Annotated in this window: 18 protein-coding genes and 1 tRNA gene; 7 read left to right on the top strand and 12 right to left on the bottom strand. The window is 64.3% G+C overall.

Going from position 1 to position 19,606, the window contains the following annotated elements:
* Positions 1-116: 116 nt before the first annotated feature.
* From C4K40_RS18890 to C4K40_RS31965, 11 genes are all read right to left on the bottom strand, one after another.
* Complete coding sequence (locus tag C4K40_RS18890; RefSeq protein ID WP_053131038.1) at positions 117-2,072, bottom strand: acetoacetate--CoA ligase; 1,956 nt, start codon at positions 2,070-2,072, stop codon at positions 117-119.
* Between the two features lie 71 nt (positions 2,073-2,143).
* A complete protein-coding gene (hbdH, locus tag C4K40_RS18885) occupies positions 2,144-2,917 on the bottom strand; it encodes a 3-hydroxybutyrate dehydrogenase (protein WP_022639345.1) in 774 nt (257 codons plus the stop codon).
* 7 nt (positions 2,918-2,924) lie between these two features.
* Positions 2,925-4,316: a GntP family permease gene (locus tag C4K40_RS18880; protein ID WP_022639344.1), complete on the bottom strand. Its 1,392-nt coding sequence runs from the start codon at positions 4,314-4,316 to the stop codon at positions 2,925-2,927.
* Between the two features lie 284 nt (positions 4,317-4,600).
* The gene (locus tag C4K40_RS18875; RefSeq protein ID WP_053131036.1) at positions 4,601-6,019 is read right to left on the bottom strand and encodes a sigma-54-dependent Fis family transcriptional regulator; all 1,419 of its coding nucleotides are present in this window, start codon (positions 6,017-6,019) and stop codon (positions 4,601-4,603) included.
* 166 nt (positions 6,020-6,185) lie between these two features.
* Positions 6,186-7,760, bottom strand: coding sequence for an ABC transporter ATP-binding protein (locus C4K40_RS18870; RefSeq protein ID WP_053131032.1), 1,575 nt, complete (start codon positions 7,758-7,760; stop codon positions 6,186-6,188).
* Between the two features lie 14 nt (positions 7,761-7,774).
* Positions 7,775-8,797 carry an ABC transporter permease gene (locus tag C4K40_RS18865; RefSeq protein WP_053131029.1) on the bottom strand — a complete coding sequence of 341 codons (1,023 nt, stop codon included), beginning with the start codon at positions 8,795-8,797 and terminating at the stop codon, positions 7,775-7,777.
* Positions 8,797-9,858 carry a microcin C ABC transporter permease YejB gene (locus tag C4K40_RS18860; protein WP_022639340.1) on the bottom strand — a complete coding sequence of 354 codons (1,062 nt, stop codon included), beginning with the start codon at positions 9,856-9,858 and terminating at the stop codon, positions 8,797-8,799. Before C4K40_RS18860 ends, C4K40_RS18865 begins: the two co-directional genes overlap by 1 nt.
* Positions 9,858-11,720: an extracellular solute-binding protein gene (locus C4K40_RS18855; protein WP_053131026.1), complete on the bottom strand. Its 1,863-nt coding sequence runs from the start codon at positions 11,718-11,720 to the stop codon at positions 9,858-9,860. Before C4K40_RS18855 ends, C4K40_RS18860 begins: the two co-directional genes overlap by 1 nt.
* 153 nt (positions 11,721-11,873) lie before the next feature.
* Positions 11,874-12,155: a peptidylprolyl isomerase gene (locus C4K40_RS18850; RefSeq protein WP_022639338.1), complete on the bottom strand. Its 282-nt coding sequence runs from the start codon at positions 12,153-12,155 to the stop codon at positions 11,874-11,876.
* Positions 12,156-12,272: 117 nt separating this feature from the next.
* Positions 12,273-13,352 (bottom strand): 3-deoxy-7-phosphoheptulonate synthase, encoded by a 1,080-nt coding sequence (locus C4K40_RS18845; RefSeq protein ID WP_053131023.1) that lies wholly within the window; start codon positions 13,350-13,352, stop codon positions 12,273-12,275.
* 344 nt (positions 13,353-13,696) lie between these two features.
* The gene (locus C4K40_RS31965; RefSeq protein WP_256223916.1) at positions 13,697-13,828 is read right to left on the bottom strand and encodes a hypothetical protein; all 132 of its coding nucleotides are present in this window, start codon (positions 13,826-13,828) and stop codon (positions 13,697-13,699) included.
* A 170-nt stretch (positions 13,829-13,998) separates the two neighbouring features.
* Between C4K40_RS31965 and C4K40_RS18840 the strand changes: the two genes are divergently transcribed.
* Both C4K40_RS18840 and C4K40_RS18835 read left to right on the top strand, forming a co-directional pair.
* A complete protein-coding gene (locus C4K40_RS18840) occupies positions 13,999-14,754 on the top strand; it encodes a carbon-nitrogen hydrolase family protein (RefSeq protein WP_053131020.1) in 756 nt (251 codons plus the stop codon).
* Complete coding sequence (locus C4K40_RS18835) at positions 14,751-15,215, top strand: GNAT family N-acetyltransferase (RefSeq protein WP_053131439.1); 465 nt, start codon at positions 14,751-14,753, stop codon at positions 15,213-15,215. The genes C4K40_RS18840 and C4K40_RS18835 overlap by 4 nt, the downstream gene beginning before the upstream one ends.
* A 13-nt stretch (positions 15,216-15,228) precedes the next feature.
* Here the strand turns inward: C4K40_RS18835 and C4K40_RS18830 are convergent, their stop codons facing one another.
* Positions 15,229-15,459 carry a DNA-binding protein gene (locus C4K40_RS18830; protein WP_022639332.1) on the bottom strand — a complete coding sequence of 77 codons (231 nt, stop codon included), beginning with the start codon at positions 15,457-15,459 and terminating at the stop codon, positions 15,229-15,231.
* Positions 15,460-15,541: 82 nt separating this feature from the next.
* Between C4K40_RS18830 and C4K40_RS18825 the strand changes: the two genes are divergently transcribed.
* The 5 genes from C4K40_RS18825 (at position 15,542) to C4K40_RS18805 (ending at position 19,255) form a co-directional block, all read left to right on the top strand.
* Entirely contained in the window at positions 15,542-15,907 is a 366-nt protein-coding gene (locus C4K40_RS18825) for a helix-turn-helix domain-containing protein (RefSeq protein ID WP_053131436.1), read from the top strand.
* Between the two features lie 145 nt (positions 15,908-16,052).
* Entirely contained in the window at positions 16,053-16,694 is a 642-nt protein-coding gene (gene uvrY / locus C4K40_RS18820) for a UvrY/SirA/GacA family response regulator transcription factor (protein ID WP_031320037.1), read from the top strand.
* 3 nt (positions 16,695-16,697) lie between these two features.
* Positions 16,698-18,521 carry an excinuclease ABC subunit UvrC gene (gene uvrC / locus C4K40_RS18815; RefSeq protein ID WP_031320035.1) on the top strand — a complete coding sequence of 608 codons (1,824 nt, stop codon included), beginning with the start codon at positions 16,698-16,700 and terminating at the stop codon, positions 18,519-18,521.
* Positions 18,522-18,553: 32 nt separating this feature from the next.
* Complete coding sequence (gene pgsA, locus C4K40_RS18810) at positions 18,554-19,114, top strand: CDP-diacylglycerol--glycerol-3-phosphate 3-phosphatidyltransferase (RefSeq protein ID WP_031320034.1); 561 nt, start codon at positions 18,554-18,556, stop codon at positions 19,112-19,114.
* Positions 19,115-19,179: 65 nt separating this feature from the next.
* Positions 19,180-19,255: transfer RNA gene (locus C4K40_RS18805), tRNA-Gly, on the top strand.
* Positions 19,256-19,606 lie beyond the last annotated feature (351 nt).

The following is a 19,606-nucleotide window of genomic DNA, read 5'->3' as shown; positions in this document are numbered from 1 at the left end:
CTATGCAAACGGATGGAGTGTAGGCGGTTCTGGCATGGTCATTTTCACCCGCTTTGGCGCTGGATGACCAGCGCCGGGTATCGCGCAGCGCCCGCAGGAGCGGCCGGCGGGGTGTATCAGCTGCGCAGTTCCTCGCGGTCGCGGAACTGTTCCAGGGCCTCGGGGTTGGCCAGGGCGTCGGTATTCTTCACCGGCAGGCCGTGGACCACGTTGCGCACCGCGAGCTCGACGATCTTGCCGCTGATGGTCCGGGGGATGTCGGTCACCGCAAGGATCCTGGCGGGTACATGACGTGGCGTGGTGTTGCTGCGAATCACCTGGCGTATGCGCTCGCGCAGGACGTCGTCCAGGACCACGCTCTCTTGCAGGCGCACGAACAGCACCACCCGCACGTCCTGTTCCCAGCTTTGGCCGATGGCCAGGCTCTCCAGCACTTGCTCGAGCTTCTCCACCTGGCGGTAGATCTCCGCAGTGCCGATGCGCACGCCGCCGGGGTTGAGCACCGCATCCGAACGACCGTGGATCAGCCAGCCGCCATCGGCCAGTTGTTCGGCGTAGTCGCCCTGGGCCCAGACCCCGGGAAACAGCTTGAAGTAGGAGTCGCGCAGCCGGCTTTGGTCCGGGTCGTTCCACAACCCCACCGGAATGCTCGGAAAGTGCCGGGTGCAGACCAGCTCGCCTTTCTCGCCGAGCACCGGCTGGCCCTGGTCGTTCCAGACTTCGATGGCCATGCCCAGGCCCTTGCCCTGCATCTCGCCACGGCGCACCGCTTGCACCGGGTTGCCGGCGACGAAGCAGGCGACGATATCGGTGCCGCCGGACATCGAGGCCAGGCACAGGTCGGCCTTGATCTGCCGATACACGTAGTCGTAGCTCTGGGGCGACAGTGGCGAGCCAGTGCACAGCAGGGTCTTGAGGCTGTCGAGGCGGTGGCTCAGGCGTGGCCGGCTACCGGCTTTCTCCAGTGCGGCCAGGTACTTGGGGCTGGTGCCGAAGGCGTTGATCGCCTCGCTGTCGATGAGGTCGACCAGGCGCTCGTTATGGGGGTGGAACGGCGAGCCGTCGTAGAGCACCAGGCTGGCGCCGGTGGCCAGGGTCGAGACCAGCCAGTTCCACATCATCCAGCCGCAGGTGGTGTAGTAGAACAGCCGCTGGTCGGGGCCGAGGTCGGCGTGCAGACCGTGTTCCTTGAGGTGCTGCAACAGCACTCCGCCGGTGCCATGGACAATGCACTTGGGCACCCCGGTGGTGCCGCTGGAGTAGAGGATATACAGCGGGTGGGCGAAGGGCACCGCGACGAACACGGGGTCACCGCCGCTCCGGTAGAAGTCCTGCCAGAGGCTGACCCGGGCCTGGGTCCGGTAGTCCTCGGCGCGGGCCTGGGGGCGGGTGCCGGGCACGATCAGCAGTTGTTCCAGGGAGGGCAGGCGCTGGAGGATCTGGTCGATCTTTTCACCCTGGTCCACATCCTTGCCGGCGTAGCGGTAGCCGGCACAGGTGATCAGCACCTTGGGCTCGATCTGGCCGAAACGGTCGATCACGCCCTGGGTGCCGAAGTCCGGCGAGCAACTGGACCACACCGCACCCAGGCTGGTGGTGGCGAGCATGCCCACCAGGGTCTGCCAGGTATTGGGCATGCAGGCCGCCACCCGGTCGCCCAGGCCGACCCCGATGGCCCGCAGGCTGGCTTGCAGGCCGGCGACCTGGGCCGCCAGCTCGGTGTAGGTCAGTTGCTGGCGCTGGCCGTCTTCGGCGATCGCTACCACCGCCACACTGTCGTCGCGGCGCTTGAGCAGGTGTTCGGCGAAGTTCAGGGTGGCCCCGGGAAACCAATGGGCGCTGGGCATTTGCGACCCTTCGCGCAGCACACATTCAGCGTCTTGGTGGAAGCTGACCTCGAAGAAGTCGACGATGGCCTGCCAGAAGGCTTCGCGCTGGTCGATGCTCCACTGATGCAGGCCGGGGTAGTCGCCGATGTCCAGGCCGTGGCGCTGGTTCACGAAGCGGCGGAAGGCGTCGATGCGCGTCTTGCCAATGCGCTCGGCGCTGGGTTGCCAGAGTATGTCGGACATGCAAGGGCTCTCTTGTTGTTCTTCTGATCTGCTGTTGCTTGCGGCTCACCGCTTACAGCTTGCCGCTGCCGTTATTGCGCCAGCCAGCCGCCATCGATGTTCCAGGCCGCGCCGCGGACCTGGGCTGCGGCATCACTGCACAAAAATAGCACCAGCTCGCCCAGCTGCGCCGGGGTGACGAACTCCAGGGAGGGTTGTTTTTCCGCCAGCAGGTCGTGGCGCGCCTGTTGCGGGTCGATGCCGCTGGCCGCGCGGTCGTCGATCTGCTTCTGCACCAGCGGGGTCAGCACCCAGCCCGGGCAGATGGCGTTGCAGGTGACGTTGCTGGTGGCGGTCTCCAGGCCCACCACCTTGGTCAGGCCGATCACCCCGTGCTTGGCCGCGACATAGGCGGCCTTGCCCACCGACCCCACCTGGCCGTGCACCGAGGCGACGTTGACGATCCGCCCCCAGCCCTTGGCGCGCATACCCGCCAGCCCCAGGCGGGTGCTGTGGAACACCGCCGACAGGTTGATGGCGATGATCGCGTCCCAGCGCTCCACCGGGAACTCCTCGACGGTGGCCACGTGCTGGATGCCGGCGTTGTTCACCAGGATGTCGATGCCACCGAATTCGCGTTCGGCATAGGCGAACATCTCGGCGATCTGCGCCGGATCGCTGACGTCCGCCGGGTGGTGGCCAACCTTGACGCCGTGCTGCCGGACCTCGGCGATAGCCTGGGAGGCGTCGCCGAAGCCATTGAGAATCAGGTTGGCCCCGGCCCGGGCCAGGACCTGGGCGATGCCCAGGCCGATACCGCTGGTGGAGCCGGTGACCAGGGCGGTCTTGCCAGAAAGAGTGGTCATGAATACCTCACACGATGCCAGTGGCGTAGAAAGTGGCGATGACGACGAAGACCGCCAGGGTCTTGATCAGGGTAATGCAGAAAATGTCCTTGTAGGCCTCGCGGTGGGTCAGCCCGGTGACCGCCAGCAGGGTGATCACCGCGCCGTTGTGGGGCAGGGTATCCATGCCGCCGCTGGCCATGGCGGCCACCCGGTGCAGCACTTCCAGGGGAATGTTGGCGGCGTGGGCGGCGCTGATGAAGGTCTCGGACATGGCCGCCAGGGCGATGCTCATGCCGCCCGAGGCGGAGCCGGTGATACCGGCTAGCAGGGTCACGGTGATGGCCTCGTTGACCAGCGGGTTGGGGATGCTCTTGAGCCAGTCGGCCAGTACCAGGAACCCCGGCAGGGAAGCTATCACTGCGCCGAAGCCATACTCCGAGGCCGTGTTCATGGCCGCCAGCAAGGCGCCGCTGACTGCGCTCTTGCTGCCTTCGGCGAGCTTGCTGCGAATGGCGCCGAAGCCACATGCCAGCACCATCAGGATGCCCACCAGCAAGGCGGCCTGCACCGCCCAGATGGCGGTAAGCTTGGCGATCTCGGTGGTCACCGGCGCCGCCATGCCCGGCAGGGCCAGGCTGTGGGTCTTGCCATACCACTGCGGGATCCAGTGGGTGAACAGCAGGTTCATGACCCCTACCAGCAACAGCGGCGACAGGGCCACCCAGGGGTTGGGCAGCTTGAGGTCGGCGGCGGTCTCCGGTTCGTTGCGCAGGTCGCTGCCGTAGCCTTCACCGGCCTTTTGCGCCTTGCTGCGCTGGCGCTGGAGGAACAGCATGCCGGCGCAGAACACGAACAGGGTGCCGATCAGCCCCAGCCAGGGCGCGGCCCAGGCGGTGGTGTTGAAGAAGGTGCTGGGGATGATGTTCTGGATCTGCGGGGTGCCGGGCAGGGCGTCCATGGTGAAGGAGAACGCCCCCAGGGCGATGGTCGCCGGGATCAGGCGCTTGGGGATGTCGCTCTGGCGGAACATCTCGGCGGCGAACGGGTAGACCGCGAACACCACCACGAACAACGACACGCCGCCGTAGGTCAGCAGGGCGCAGACCAGCACGATCACCAGCATCGCCTGGCGGGTGCCCAGCAGGCGGATGGCGGCGGCGACGATGGAGCGGGAGAACCCCGACAGCTCGATCAGCTTGCCAAACACCGCGCCCAGCAGGAACACCGGGAAATACAGCTTGATGAAACCCACCATCTTTTCCATGAACACCCCGGTGAAGGCAGGCGCTACGGCGGATGGGTCGGTGAGCAGGACGGCGCCGAGGGCGGCGATGGGGGCAAAGAGGATGACGCTGTAGCCTCGGTAGGCGGCCAGCATCAGCAGCGCTAGGGCTGCCAGGGCAATGATCACACTCATGGTGTGTCTCTCCAGGATTGTTCTTGTTGTGGGTACTGCGTGTGGAGAGGGGCTATAGCGAGTTTTGTGCCATTTTTGCAAGCTATTGAAATATAAGGAGTTTTTATATTTATTAAGTGGCGATAAGGAATTTTGTCTCTGTTTTGAGACTTTTTCGATCATCGGGGCGTTATCGCGGGCAAGTCTCGCTCCAGCAGAAGCATGCAGTAGCAGATAGTCGCGGCTCGATTGCCGGTAATCGGTGCAGATGATGGATTTTTCTCAATATTGAGATGTTTGTCTCTTTATTGGGACTCGGCGATGCCCAGGGCTGCCATTTTCTTGTACAGCGTCGAGCGGCCCAGGCCGAGGCGCCGGGCCGCCTGGTCCACTTTACCGGCGCATTGCGCCAGGGTCGCCTCGATCAACTGACGGTCGAAACGCTCGCGCGCCGTGGCAAAGGTTTCATGGGGCAACGCCTCGGTGGACGCGGCGAGGACCGCGCGCGGCAACGCACTGAAGTTGCCGATGGCCGCGCGGATATCCCCGGCTCCGAGCAGCAAGTCGTCGCTGAGCAAGGCCGCCCGCTCCAACACGTTGCGCAGTTCGCGGATGTTCCCCGGCCAGGCGTGCTGGCCCAGCAGCGCCAGGGCCTCGGGTGTCAGCTCGTGCTGGCTGCGCAGTTCTTCCAGGATGCCTTCGCTCAGCGCCGGCAGGTCGTCCAGGCGCTCGCGCAGGGCCGGCACCTGGATCGGCAACACATTGAGGCGGTAATACAGGTCGGCGCGGAACTCGCCGCGCTTGATCGCCGCCTCCAGGTCGGTGGAGGTGGCGGCAATGATCCGCACGTCGCTGTGGATCACCTCGTTGGAGCCCACCGGCTCGAACTCTTTTTCCTGCAGCACCCGCAGCAGCTTGCTCTGCAGGGGCAACGGCATGTCGCCGATTTCGTCGAGGAACAGGCTGCCGCCCTGGGCGATCTGTAGCTTGCCGGCGCGCCCCTTGCGGTCGGCGCCGGTGAAGGCGCCGGGGGCGGTGCCGAAGAACTCCGCTTCCAGCAGGGCTTCGGGAATCGCCGCGCTGTTGATGCTGACGAAGGGTTTGTGCGCCCGTGGCGAGGCGGCGTGGATGGCCTGGGCCAGCAACTCCTTGCCGGTGCCGGTCTCGCCTTGCAGCAGCACCGGCGATTCGGTGCTGGCGCCGCGCCGGGCCCGACGCTTGACCTCCAGGCTGGCGCTGCTGGTGCCGATGAAATGGGCGAAGTTGTACTTGGTCTGCCGGGCCCGCAGCAGCGAGCGGGTGGAGGCCAGTTCTTCCTGCATGCTCAGGTAGCGCTTGAGCATCGGCGAGAGGCTGCGCAACTCGTCGTACAGGGCAAAACCGATGGCGCCGATCACCAGGCCCGCGGCGTCGTGGATCGGCAGGCGCATGACCACCAGCGGTTCCTTGGGGGTGTCCTGCATGTCCAGCAGGATAGGCCGGCCGGTGCGCACCACTTCACGCAGCAGGCTACCGGGGATCACGCTCTCGCAGGGCTTGCCGATGGCGAACGCCGCCGACTCCAGGCCGAAGCGCCGGGCATAGCGCTCGTTCATCCAGACGATATTGGCGTCGCGGTCGACGATCACCGTGCCTTCGCTGGATTGCTCGATGATCTCGAACAGCGAGCGGATCGCCAGTTGGCGCACACGCTGGTAGTCCTTGAGGTTTTCGCTGTCGTTCATGGGCTGGGGTCCTGGGGCTGGCGGCGCCGATTATGCCGACAATCCCCTCCCGGGCGCGACCAGGGAAGGGGTGGCTGGAGATTGCCGGAAGGTCCTGCGGACCTTGGCTCAGCCTCCCGGGCTCGGCAGCGGCCACGAACGGGGCGGGCCGCAGGTCGCCGGAGGTTCAGCCGGGTTGGGCGGCGGCCAGCAGTTCCCGGGTGTAGGGGTGCTGCGGGGCTGCGAATACCTGGTGGCTGGCGCCGCTTTCCACTACCTGACCGTCCTTGATCACGATCATGTCGTGGGCCAGGGCGCGGACCACCGCCAGGTCGTGGCTGATGAACAAGTAGGTCAGGCCGTACTTCTCCTGGAGCTGGCGCAACAGGGTCACCACTTGTTTCTGCACGGTGCGATCCAGGGCCGAAGTGGGTTCGTCCAGCAGGATCAGCGCCGGCTTGAGCACCAGGGCCCGGGCGATGGCGATGCGCTGGCGCTGGCCGCCGGAGAACTCGTGGGGGTAGCGGTGACGGCTGTCCGGGTCGAGGCCTACTTCCTCCAGGGCGCGGATCACCTGTTCCTCGCATTGGCGGGCATCGTACTGGCTATGCACCTCCAGGCCTTCGCTGATGATCTGCGCCACCGACATGCGTGGGCTGAGGCTGCCGAAGGGGTCCTGGAACACCACCTGCATCTGCTTGCGCCAGGGCCGCAGTTGTTTCTGGTTGAGACCGTCCAGGGCCTGGCCCTGGAAGCGGATGCCGCCCTGGGAGTCCAGCAGCCGCAGGATCGCCTGGCCCAGGGTCGACTTGCCCGAGCCGGATTCACCGACGATGCCCAGGGTCTTGCCCTGCTGCACGCGCAGGCTGATACCGTCCACGGCCCGCAGGTACTGCTTGCGCCTCAGCAGGCCGCCGCCGACCTGGAACTCGACGCAGAGGTTGTCCACCTCGAGCACGGTGTCGCGGGCGTCGCGGCACAGTGGCAGGCCCTCGGGCTCGGCGTGCAGCAGCTCGCAGCTATAGGGGTGCTGCGGAGCGTTGAACAGGGTGTCGCAGTCGGCCTGCTCGACGATTTCCCCGGCCTTCATCACGCACACGCGCTGGGCGATGCGCCGCACCAGGTTGAGGTCGTGGCTGATCAGCAGCAGCGACATGCCCAAGCGTTGCTGCAGGGATTTGAGCAACAACAGGATCTTGCGCTGCACGGTGACGTCCAGGGCGGTGGTGGGTTCGTCGGCGATCAGCAGCTCAGGTTCACAGGCCAGGGCCATGGCGATCATCACCCGTTGGCGCTGGCCGCCGGACAACTGGTGCGGGTAGGCCTTGAGTCGTTCACGGGGTTTCTGGATACCCACCAGCTCCAGCAGTTCGAGGATGCGCGCCTGGGCCGCCTTGCCGCCCAGGCCGCGGTGCAGCAGCAGGGTTTCGCCGATCTGCTTCTCGATGCTGTGCAGCGGGTTCAGCGAGGTCATGGGTTCCTGGAAGATCATGGCGATGCGGTTGCCCCGCAGCTTTTGCAGGGTAGTGCTGTCGGCGCCGATCAGCTCCTGGCCGCGGTAGCGCACGCTGCCGCTACTGCTGCAGCCGGTCTGGGGCAGCAGTTGCAGGATCGAGTGGGCCGTCACCGATTTGCCCGAGCCGGACTCGCCCACCAGCGCCAGGCACTCGCCGGGACGGATGTCCAGGCACAGGTCGCGGACCGCCGGGCGGCCGCCGAAGGCCACACTGAGCTGGCGGATTTCGATCAGGTTTTCAGTCATTTCTACAGTCCGCTTCAAGATCGGGGATCAAAGGCATCGCGCAGCGCCTCGCCGATGAACACCAGCAGCGAGAGAATCAGCGCCAGGGCGAAGAACGCCGTCAGCCCCAGCCATGGCGCCTGCAGGTTCTGCTTGCCCTGGCCGATCAACTCGCCCAGGGAGGCGCTGCCGGCGGGCATGCCGAAACCGAGGAAGTCCAGGGCGGTGAGGGTCGAGATGGCGCCGGTGAGGATGAACGGCAGGTAGCTCAGGGTGGCGTTCATGGCGTTGGGCAGGATGTGCCGCAGAATCACCTTGCGATCGCTCAGGCCCAGGGCCCTGGCGGCCTTGACGTATTCCAGGTTGCGCCCGCGCAGGAATTCGGCGCGCACCACGTCCACCAGGGCCAGCCAGGAGAACAGCGCCATGATCCCCAGCAGCCACCAGAAGTTCGGTTCGACGAAACCGGACAGGATGATCAAGAGATACAGCACCGGCAGCCCCGACCAGACTTCCAGCAGGCGCTGGCCCAGGAGATCGACCCAGCCGCCGTAGTAGCCCTGCAGTGCGCCGGCAGCGATGCCGACCAGGGCACTGATGGCGGTCAGGGCCAGGGCGAACAGGATCGACACCCGGGCGCCGTAGATCACCCGCGCGAGGACGTCCCGGGCCTGGTCGTCGGTGCCCAGCCAGTTGGTCGCCGTGGGCGGGCTGGGGGCCGGTCGGGTCAGGTCGTAGTTGGGCGTGTCTTCGCTGAAGGGGATGGGCGGGAACAGCAGCCAGCCGCCGTCCTTGCGGATCAGCTGCTGCACGTAGTCGCTGCGGTAGTCGGCCTGGAACGGCAGCTGGCCGCCGAACTCCTGCTCGGTGTAGCGCTTGAACACCGGGAAGTACAGCGAGCCCTGGTAGCTCAGCACCAGCGGCTTGTCGTTGGCGATCAGCTCGCCGCCCAGGGTCAGGACGAACAGGCCGATGAACAGCCACAGCGACCACCAGCCGCGGCGGTTCTGCTTGAAACGGTCCAGGCGCCGGCGCGCCAGGGGGGAGAGCTTGAACATCAGGCGTTCCTCGCGGCGAAGTCGATGCGCGGGTCGACCAGGGTGTAGCACAGGTCTCCGATGAGTTTTATCAAGAGCCCGAACAGGGTGAAGATGAACAGCGAGCCGAACACCACCGGATAGTCCCGGGAGACCGCGGCCTCGTAGCTCATGCGCCCCAGGCCATCGAGGGAGAAGATCACCTCGATCAGCAACGAGCCGGCGAAGAACACGCTGATGAAGGCCTGGGGAATGCCCGAGACCACCAGCAGCATGGCGTTGCGAAACACATGGCCGTACAGCACCCGGCGTTCGCTCAGGCCCTTGGCCCGGGCGGTGACCACGTACTGGCGGGTGATTTCGTTGAGGAAGCTGTTCTTGGTGAGGATGGTCAGGGTAGCGAAGCCGCCGATCACCAGGGAGCTGACCGGCAGCACCAGGTGCCAGAAGTAGTCGGCGATCTTGCCCAGGGTGCTCAGCTGGTCGAAGTCGTCCGAGACCAGGCCGCGTACCGGGAACCAGTTCAGCGAGGTGCCACCGGCGAACAGCACGATCAGGAACATGGCGAACAGGAAGGCCGGCATGGCGTAGCCGATGATGATCGCGGTGCTGCTCCAGACATCGAAGTGGCTGCCATGGCGCACCGCCTTGCGAATCCCCAAGGGGATCGACACCAGATAGGTGATCAGGGTCGCCCACAGCCCCAGGGAAATGGTCACGGGCATCTTTTCCAGGATCAGGTCGGTGACCGTGGCGCCACGAAAGAAACTCTTGCCGAAGTCCAGTTGGGCGTAGTTCTTGAGCATCAGCCACAGGCGTTCATGGGCCGGCTTGTCGAAACCGTACTGTTTCTCGATGTCCTGGATCAGCTTGGGGTCCAGGCCGCGGCTGGCGCGCGAACCGCCACTGGTCATGGCGTCGGCGGAGCCACCGACGCCACCGCCGCCAATGCCCTGCAAGCGGGCGATGGCCTGCTCAACCGGGCCGCCGGGAGCGGCCTGGACGATGACGAAGTTCACCAGAAGGATGATCAGCAGGGTCGGGATGATCAGCAGCAAGCGCCGCAGGATGTAGGCCGGCATCAGGGGCGTCCTCCGGGTTTGCCACGGCGCGCGAGTTCGGCGGCCATCTGGTCATTGGTCAGTGGGGTGGGGCTGACTTCCCACCAGGTTTCGATGGCTTCGTCGTTGCTGGCCGGCACCTTGGGCCTGCCAAAGCGGTTCCACCAGACGGTGGAGGTGCCGGGTGGGTAGTAGTTGGCGATCCAGTAGTAGTTCCATTGCAGCACCCGGTCCAGGGCATGGGCGTAGCGCAGCATTTGCGGCTGGCTGGTGGCCTTGACCAGGCCGTTGACCAGGGTGTCCACCGCCGGGTTCTTGAGCACCATGAGGTTGTTCGAACCCGGGTCGTTGGCCGCGGCCGAACCGAAGTAGTTGTACAGCTCCAGCCCGGGCGAGGTGGTCACCGGGTAGCCGGTGACGATCATGTCGTAGTCGCGGGCCATCAGCCGATTGACGTACTGCGCGGAATCGATGCGGCGGATGTTCAGGGTGATGCCGATCTGGGCCAGGTTGCGCTTGTAGGGCAGCAACAGGCGCTCGATGGAGCCCTGGGTGATCAGGAAGGTGAACGCCAGGGGCTCGCCTTGGGCATTGACCAGTTTGTCGCCCTCAGGCTTCCAGCCTGCCTGTTCCAGCAGGGCCAGGGCCTGCAATTGCTTATCGCGCAGCACACCGCTGCCGTCGGTCTTCGGCGCTTCGAACACCTGGGTGAAGACCTCGTCGGGAATCTGCCCGCGCAATGGCTCCAGGATCTTCAACTCCTCGGCGTCCGGCAGGCTGCGGGCCGCCAGCGGGGTGTTGGAGAAGAAGCTCTGCTGGCGGATGTACAGGTTGCGCATCATCTGCCGATTGCTCCACTCGAAGTCCCAGAGCATGGCCAGGGCCTGGCGGGTGCGACGGTCCTGGAACACCGGGCGGTCGAAGTTGAACACATAGCCCTGGGCCGGTTGCGGTGCGGCCTGGGCCAGGTGGGCCTTCTGCAGGCGCCCGTCGTTCAGGGCCGGGCTGTCGTAGCCGATGGAGTAGCCGGTGGCGGAGAACTCGCGGTTGTAGTCGTAGGCCCCACCGCGCAGCACTTGGCGGGCAACGTCGATGTCGCCGAAGTACTCGACGCTGAAATGATCGAAGTTGTACAGGCCACGGCTGACCGGCAGGTCCTTGCCCCACCAGTCGGGGTTGCGGATGAAGGTGATACTGTTGCCCGAGTCCACCTTGCCCACGCGGTAGGGGCCGCTGCCCAGGGGCGCTTCATAGCCGCCACCGCCGGCGAAGTCGCGACTCTTCCACCAGTGTTCGGGGAACACCGGCAGGGTCGCGATATCCAGGGGCAGGGTGCGGTTCTCGCTGTTCTTGAAATCGAAGCGGATCACCCGTGGCGACTCCACGGTGACGCCGCTGACATCGGCGAACTGGGTGCGATAACGCATGCTGCCCTGGGTCATCAGCAGGTCGTAGCTGTAGCGCACGTCTTCGGCGGTGATGGGGGTGTCGTCGGCAAAGCGCGCCTTGGGGTTGAGGTAGAAACGCAGCCACAGGCCGTCTTCGGCGCGCTCCATCTTCTCGGCCACCAGGCCGTAGACGGTATAGGGTTCGTCCAGGGAGCGCTGGGCCAGGGGGGCATACACCAGGCCATCCAGCTGGGACACGCCGATGCCCTTGTCGATGTAGGGCAGCACATGGTCGAAGCGGCCGATCTCGATGGCCGAGCGGCGCAGGGTCCCGCCTTTGGGGGCCAGAGGGTCGACGTAGTCGAAGTGGCTGAAACCCTGGGAGTACTTGGCCGGTTCGCCATAGACGGTCATGGCGTGTCCGGGAGCGGCCTGGGCACTGGTGGCGCCCAACAACAGGGTGGTGAGCAGTACGGAGGGGAAAAGCAGTCGCATTGTCAGCCTTGCAAGCCGGGTGATCGATGACCACGATTTGTACGCTAGCCGCGCGTGACTGGCCAGCCGCATCCGTTGTCGCGCATCTTGGGGGCATAAAGGCAACGGCCCACCGAGTGGCGGGCCGTTGGGGCAGGCGTGATCGCCGGGCGATCAGTCCTGGCGGCTGGTGACTTCCAGCAGGTGGTAGCCGAACTGGGTCTTCACCGGGCCCTGGACCACATTGATCGGGGCGCTGAACACCACGGTATCGAACTCCTTGACCATCTGGCCCGGGCCGAAGGAACCCAGGTTGCCGCCGTCACGGCTGGAGGGGCAGGTGGAGTTCTTCTTCGCTACGTCGGCGAAATCGGCGCCGGCTTCGATTTCGGCTTTGAGTTCGTTGCACTTGGCTTCGCTGGCAACCAGGATGTGACGGGCAGTGGCTTTGGCCATGGGAGTTGCTCCTTTCAAGAAAGTGGAGAGCCTACCGGATTCAGGTGGCCATTTCTTGTCAAAGTTCCTTCAAGCCGTTACCGCCACGACTGCCGGCGTGGCGGTAACGGCTGATGCTCAGGCGCTGGCCGCCAGTGCCCGCAGTCGCTGGGCGGCGTTGCCCAGCAGGTGCTCGGTGGTGTCCCAGCCCAGGCAGCCGTCGGTGATCGAGACGCCGTAGCGCAGGTTGCCGTTCAGCGGTTGGCAGCCTTCGAACAGGTGGCTTTCGAGCATCACCCCCATCAGCGAGGCGTCGCCTTGCAGGCGCTGCTCCAGCACCTCGTTGAACACTGCCGGCTGGCGCGCCGGGTCCTTGCCGCTGTTGGCGTGGCTGCAATCGACCATGATCCGTGCCGGGATCTTCAGCTTGTGCAGGTCGCGCTGGACCTGGGCCACGCTCTGGCGGTCGTAGTTCGGCCCTCGGTGGCCGCCGCGCAGCACCAGGTGGGTGTCGGGATTGCCCGCGGTCTGGATGATCGCCGGATGGCCCTGGCTGTCGACGCCGAAGTGGCGGTGCGGATGGGCCGCCGAGCGCATGGCGTCGCAGGCGATGGCGACGCCGCCGTCGGTACCGTTCTTGAAGCCCACGGGGATCTCCAGGCCACTGGCCATTTCCCGGTGGATCTGCGATTCGGTGGTGCGCGCGCCGATGGCGACCCAGCTCAAGAGGTCGTCGAAGTAGCCGGCGGCCATGGGTTGCAGCAATTCGGTGGCGATCGGCAGGCCCAGGCGCAGCATCTCGCGCATCAGTTCCCGGGACAGGGCCAGGCCACCGGCCATGTCATCGCTGCCGTCCAGGTGCGGGTCGTAGGCCAAGCCTTTCCAGCCGACGGTGGTACGGGGTTTTTCCACGTAGGCGCGCATCACCAGGAGCATCTGGTCGCTCACTTGCGCGGACAGCCGGGCCAGGTTGGCGGCATATTCCAGGGCCGATTGCGGATCGTGGATGGAGCAGGGGCCGACCACTACCAAGAGGCGAGGGTCCTGGCCTTGGAGGATGGCGCGGATGGCTTGGCGATGGGTGGCGACTTGCTGGCTCAGGGCCGTGGATAGCGGCAGGTGCTGCTTGAGTTCCAGGGAGCTGGGCAGGCGCTGGCTCAGGGGTTCGTTGGCGCTGGCTTGAGCGGACAGGGACAGAGCGGATACGGACGAGTTCATGTGCGGTCTTCCTGGGCGGGCGGCGGGTGATGTCCCGCGCGCGGCCCTACTGGGGTGTTCGACAATTGGCCGTACTGGCCATGAGTGTGCAATTGCCACCGGTAGGTGACCGATCGGAGGCGGCAGGCTGTCCCGAGCGGAGGCTGCTAAATCGCCAGGTGGAAAACATGTCGTAACGGTAATAGGTGGCGTAGTTCATGGTGCAATCCTCGGTAAGTTCGGTGTGTCGCAAAAATCGTGGTTGAAAATCCAGGCCCGGAAAAACAAAACCCCCGGTCGGGAGGCCGACCGGGGGTTGAGATTTCTCTGGTGGGCGACCCGTTTTTATGGGCGCCGGTTGGGTATCAGGCGCGCCAGTGGCTAAACCAATACCCAAAATAAAAGCTCGCCGCCGCGCTGCCATTGACCCAGGCAGCCGCAACCGAGCGCAGTGCGCTGGTGGTGTGGCGATGCAGGGAAAGGGTCTGGGACAGCATGGGGTTTCTCCGTGAAGTGCAGCGAGCTTACTAGAGGGCGGGCCGGCGATTCAATCAGTAATTTTTATGGCGCAGGCGGGGGCGCGACTATGGATCAATCCAATGGGGGTTGTGCGACACTCGCGGCGCCTGCCTGTTTACTTCCATCGTTGCCCCAAAAAGGACTGCCCGTGACCTTGTTGACCCTTGCCGCTGCCCAATCGGTGTCCATTGCCGGAGACCTGCCGACCAACCTCGCCGGACACCAGCGCTTGATGCGACTGGCGGCGCAGCAGGGCGTGCAGTTGCTGGTATTCCCCGAGCTGTCGCTGACCGGCTACGAGCCACAACTGGCGGCCGAGTTGGCCTTGGCTCCGGATTCGCCGGTATTGCAACCCCTGCGCGACCTGGCGCGGGAGCTGCAGATGACTACGGTGGTGGGGCTGCCGATTCGCCTGGTCGATGACGGACCGGTACTGATCGGTGCGCTGGTGCTGGGGGGCGATGGTTCGCTGGCGGTCTATAGCAAGCAGCATCTGCATCCCGGAGAGGAGCGCGCTTTTGCCGCGGGCAGTGGCGGCGCGCCCTTGGCATTTGCCGAGCACCAGGTTGCCTTGGCGGTTTGTGCGGACTTCAGCCATGCCAGCCATGTGCAGGCGGCTGCACAGGCCGGGGCCGATGTCTATGCCGCCGGTGTGCTGATCAGCGAAGGCGGGTATGCCGTCGACGGCACGCTGTTGCAAGGGTATGCCCGGGAGCATGGATTGCTGGTGCTGATGGCCAATCATGGCGGACCCAGTGGCGGTTGGACCTGCGCCGGGCGCAGTGCGGCCTGGGGCCCCGAGGGAGAACTGTTGGCAGCGGTGGGCGGGGTCGGTGAGGCGTTGCTGTTGGTTCGAGGCGGTGCCGGGCAGTGGCAGGCCCAAGTGCTGTGGGTGGCTCGGTGAACGACTTCGAACTGCGCCCGGCCCGGGAGGCCGACCTGGCCTTCGCCCGGGAGCTGACCTGTTCCGGCATGCTGCGCTACTACATCCGTCATGACCTGCTGTGGCTCGACGACGCCTTCGACGTGGCCTGGGCCGGTCGGGAGAACCTGCTGATCTGCCAGGGGACTGAAGTGCTGGGTTTCGTCAGCCTGAGCCGCGACTCGCGGGCGCTCTACATCCGCGAGCTGCATGTGCTGCCGGCCTGGCGCGGGCAGGGCGCAGGGAGCTGGACCTTGCAGCAGGTTCTCGAGATGGCGCGAAAGGAGCGCCGGGGCTTGTTGCGCTTGACGGTATTCAAGGACAACCCGGCACAACGCCTGTACGAGCGAACGGGCCTTAAGGTAGTGGGAGCCGATGATTGCTTCTGGCGCATGGAGTGCTCTACTACTGCGGTTGGCGCTGCGCCAGGCAGAAAAGAATAATAGTAGGGGGGACTCAGCCCAGTGCCGGATCCACTACCGGCACTTCGTCGAGGATAATGCCGTCCTTCATGCCCAGCAGCACCGCGACCTTGTGTGCTTCCCCTCGCTTGCCCTTCTTGCGGCCGGCCAATACCTGATAGGTAGTGGCCGGATCAACCCCATGTTCGCGCGCGAACTGTTGAACCGACTTTCCCTGGTGTTCCAGCCAGGCCTTGGCTTGTGCGGCAGTGCGTATACCGGGCATAGTTCAAAACCGTTCAATTTTGTTCAAAGCTTGAAGAGTATGACACCCCCTTGGGGTGTATCTGATGGGATCATACATCCAAATGAGTGGAATCGGTTCGCGGTTGAGGCAGGAGCGGGAACGCCTTGGACTGTCGCAAAAAGTTTTTGGTGAAATCGGCGGGGTGGAAGCCAACGCCCAGGGTAAATACGAGAGTGGGGATCGAGCACCCAAGGCAGATTATCTGTCGCGGGTGGCGGCCAGGGGAGTGGATGTGCTGTATGTGCTGACCGGCAGCCGGACGCCGGTCCAGGCCGGCAGGTTGAGCCGGACCGAGGAAAAGGTGCTTGACTGCTATCGGGCGCTGTTCAAGGGCGATCAGGATGCAATCTGCCGTCTGACTGCCACCCTGGCCGAGCTGTCGCAGGGCCAGGGCTCCAGGAAAAAGCCCCAGCCCGCCGAGCCCTGAAGCCAGGGCCTGCCGGGGAGGCGGGCCGGGTGTGCGTTGTTATCGCGGCTGATGTGTTTTTAATAGCGCATGTGATTAGGTTTGTACGGTGCTTTTTTGCTAAGGTGTCGGGCAACCTGTAAAGACCATTTCGCGAGGTGTCTGCTTGATTAGGGTGCTAGTAGTCGATGACCACGATCTCGTTCGTACGGGCATTACACGAATGCTGGCTGACATCGATGGCCTGCAAGTAGTCGGGCAGGCGGAGTCGGGAGAGGAATCCCTGCTCAAGGCGCGGGAGTTGAAACCCGACGTAGTCCTGATGGACGTCAAGATGCCAGGGATCGGTGGGCTTGAAGCCACGCGCAAGTTGTTGCGCAGTCATCCGGATATCAAGGTCGTGGCCGTGACGGTCTGCGAGGAAGATCCATTCCCTACCCGATTGCTGCAAGCGGGTGCGGCGGGTTACCTGACCAAGGGCGCGGGGCTCAATGAAATGGTCCAGGCCATCCGCCTGGTCTTCGCCGGCCAGCGCTACATCAGCCCGCAAATCGCCCAGCAGTTGGTCTTCAAGTCGTTCCAGCCTTCCAGTGAATCGCCGTTCGATGCGTTGTCGGAGCGGGAAATCCAGATTGCCCTGATGATCGTCGGTTGCCAAAAGGTGCAGATCATCTCCGACAAGCTGTGCCTGTCGCCGAAAACCGTAAACACCTACCGTTATCGGATTTTCGAGAAACTCTCGATCAGCAGCGATGTGGAATTGACGCTGCTTGCGGTTCGCCACGGCATGGTCGATGCCAGCCTCTGAAAAATGACCGACCTGTTTGATCCCAGCGCCTTTCTTTCTACCTGCAGTGGCCGCCCCGGTGTGTATCGCATGTTCGACAGCGATGCGCGCCTGCTCTACGTCGGTAAAGCCAAGAACCTGAAGAACCGCCTGTCGAGCTACTTCCGCAAGACCGGCCAGGCACCGAAGACCGCCGCCCTGGTGGCGCGTATCGCCCAGATCGAGACCACCATCACCGCCAACGAGACCGAGGCGTTGTTGCTGGAGCAGACCCTGATCAAGGAGTGGCGGCCGCCGTACAACATCCTCCTGCGCGACGACAAGTCCTATCCCTACGTCTTCCTCTCCGATGGCGCCTTTCCGCGCTTCAGCATCCATCGCGGGGCGAAGAAGCAGAAGGGCAAGTATTTCGGGCCTTATCCCAGTGCCGGCGCCATCCGTGAGAGCCTGAGCCTGTTGCAGAAGACCTTCCTGGTCCGCCAGTGCGAGGACAGCTACTACAAGAACCGTACGCGGCCTTGCCTGCAGTACCAGATCAAGCGTTGCAAGGGGCCGTGCGTCGGCCTGGTGGAGCCCGAGGTCTATGCCGAGGACGTGCGCCATTCGGTGATGTTCCTCGAGGGGCGCAGCAATGCCCTGACCGACGAGTTGTCCGGTGCCATGGAAGCCGCCGCCAGTACCCTGGACTTCGAGAAGGCCGCCGAGCTGCGCGACCAGATCGGCCTGCTGCGTCGGGTCCAGGATCAGCAGAGCATGGAAGGCGGTACCGGCGATGTCGACGTGCTGGCGGCTTTCGTCAACCCCGGCGGCGCTTGTGTGCACCTGATCAGCGTGCGTGGCGGGCGAGTGCTGGGGAGCAAGAACTTCTTCCCCCAGGTGGGCATCGAGGAAGACGTGGCGCAAGTCATGCTGGCGTTCCTGGGACAGTATTTCGTCAGCAGTCCTGAGCGCGACCTGCCGGCCGAGTTGATCGTCAATGTGACCCATGAAGACTTTCCGATACTGATCGCCGCCATCGATGAGTTGCGCGGTCGCGAATTGACCATCAGCCACAGGGTGCGTGGCACCCGGGCACGTTGGCAGCAGCTGGCGGTGACCAATGCCGAGCAGGCCCTGGGCGCGCGCCTGGCCAACCGTCAGCACGTGGCCGCGCGTTTCGAAGCCCTGGCCGAGGTGCTGAACCTGGACGAGCCACCGCAGCGCCTGGAGTGCTATGACATCAGCCATTCCAGCGGCGAGGCCACCGTGGCTTCCTGCGTGGTGTTTGGACCTGAGGGGCCGCTGAAGTCCGACTATCGTCGTTACAACATCGAGGGCGTCACCGCCGGCGACGACTATGCGGCCATGCACCAGGCCCTGACCCGACGCTTCAGCAAGCTCAAGGACGGCGAGGGCAAGCTGCCGGACATCCTCCTGGTGGACGGCGGCAAGGGCCAGATGGCCATGGCCCGCGATGTGCTCAACGAACTGGCGGTACCGGACCTGATCCTCCTCGGCGTGGCCAAGGGTACGACTCGCAAGGCCGGTTTCGAAACGCTATACCTGAACGACGCGGCCCACGAGTTCACCCTCAAGGGGGATTCGCCGGCGCTGCACCTGATCCAGCAGATTCGCGACGAGGCCCACCGCTTCGCGATCACCGGCCACCGCGCCCGGCGTGGCAAGGCTCGACGTACCTCGACCCTGGAAGGGGTGGCGGGGGTCGGCCCGACACGCCGGCGCGACCTGCTCAAGCATTTTGGTGGATTACAGGAATTGTCCCGGGCCAGCATCGATGAGATCGCCAAGGCACCGGGAATCAGTAAAAAGCTCGCAGAGTTGATTTATGCAAACCTGCACAGCGAGTAGAATGCCCAATCACCTCGTAGCCAGTTGTGCCGATGAATATCCCTAATCTGATCACCGTTCTACGCGTCCTGCTTATCCCGATCTTCATATTGCTGTTCTATATGCCTTATAGCTGGAGCTATATGGCAGCCAGTTCAGTCTTTGCCTTCGCGGCCGCCACCGATTGGCTGGACGGCTACCTGGCGCGACGCCTGGAGCAGAGCACGCCTTTCGGCGCGTTCCTCGACCCCGTGGCCGACAAGCTGATGGTGGCGGTGGCATTGGTGCTGCTGGTGCAGGAGCACGCCAACCTGTGGCTGACCCTGCCGGCGGCCGTGATCATCGGGCGCGAGATCGTGGTCTCGGCCCTGCGCGAATGGATGGCCGAACTCGGCGCCCGGGCGCAGGTGGCGGTGTCCAACATGGGCAAGTGGAAAACCGCGGCGCAGATGCTGGCGCTGGTGATCCTGCTGGCCAATCCTTCGGTCTTCAGCTTCTGGGTGTTGCTGGGCTACGCCTTGCTGCTGGTGGCGGCGGGCCTGACCTTGTGGTCGATGCAGCAATACCTGCGGGCCGCATGGCCACACCTGAAAATCGACGGCGAGAAAAAATAAGTTTTTTTGAATCAAGGGGTTGACGTTCATTCTGATTTCTATAGAATGCGCAACACCAAGACGTTGCGGGAATAGCTCAGTTGGTAGAGCACGACCTTGCCAAGGTCGGGGTCGCGAGTTCGAGTCTCGTTTCCCGCTCCAAATTCAAAAAAGCCACTCAATCGAGTGGCTTTTTTTTCGCCTGAAATACAGGCCCGCTCTGCCGCAGCGTGGCATTCCCAGGCCGCTCGCTCAGTGGGTCTGCCGGGCGATGATCATCCCTGTCGGCAAAGCATCTACCGGCCATGGTTACGGGATTTCCCGGCATGATGATGCCATCCATTCATCCATACCCAACATGCACCGGACTCCCGCAGGCCAAGGCATATGTCGTTGGCGATGCTGATGGTCTGGCATGACCATATCGCCAATCAAGCTAGCTCAAGTATCCAATAGAATGCTGTTCCGGCCTTGGCGCCTGAACAAGGGCCTCAAATAAAGCCAGGGGGTGCA

The sequence above is a fragment of the Pseudomonas sp. CMR5c genome, assembly GCF_003850545.1.
Taxonomy (GTDB): domain Bacteria; phylum Pseudomonadota; class Gammaproteobacteria; order Pseudomonadales; family Pseudomonadaceae; genus Aquipseudomonas; species Aquipseudomonas piscis.
This window is presented reverse-complemented; position numbering and strand designations above follow the sequence as displayed.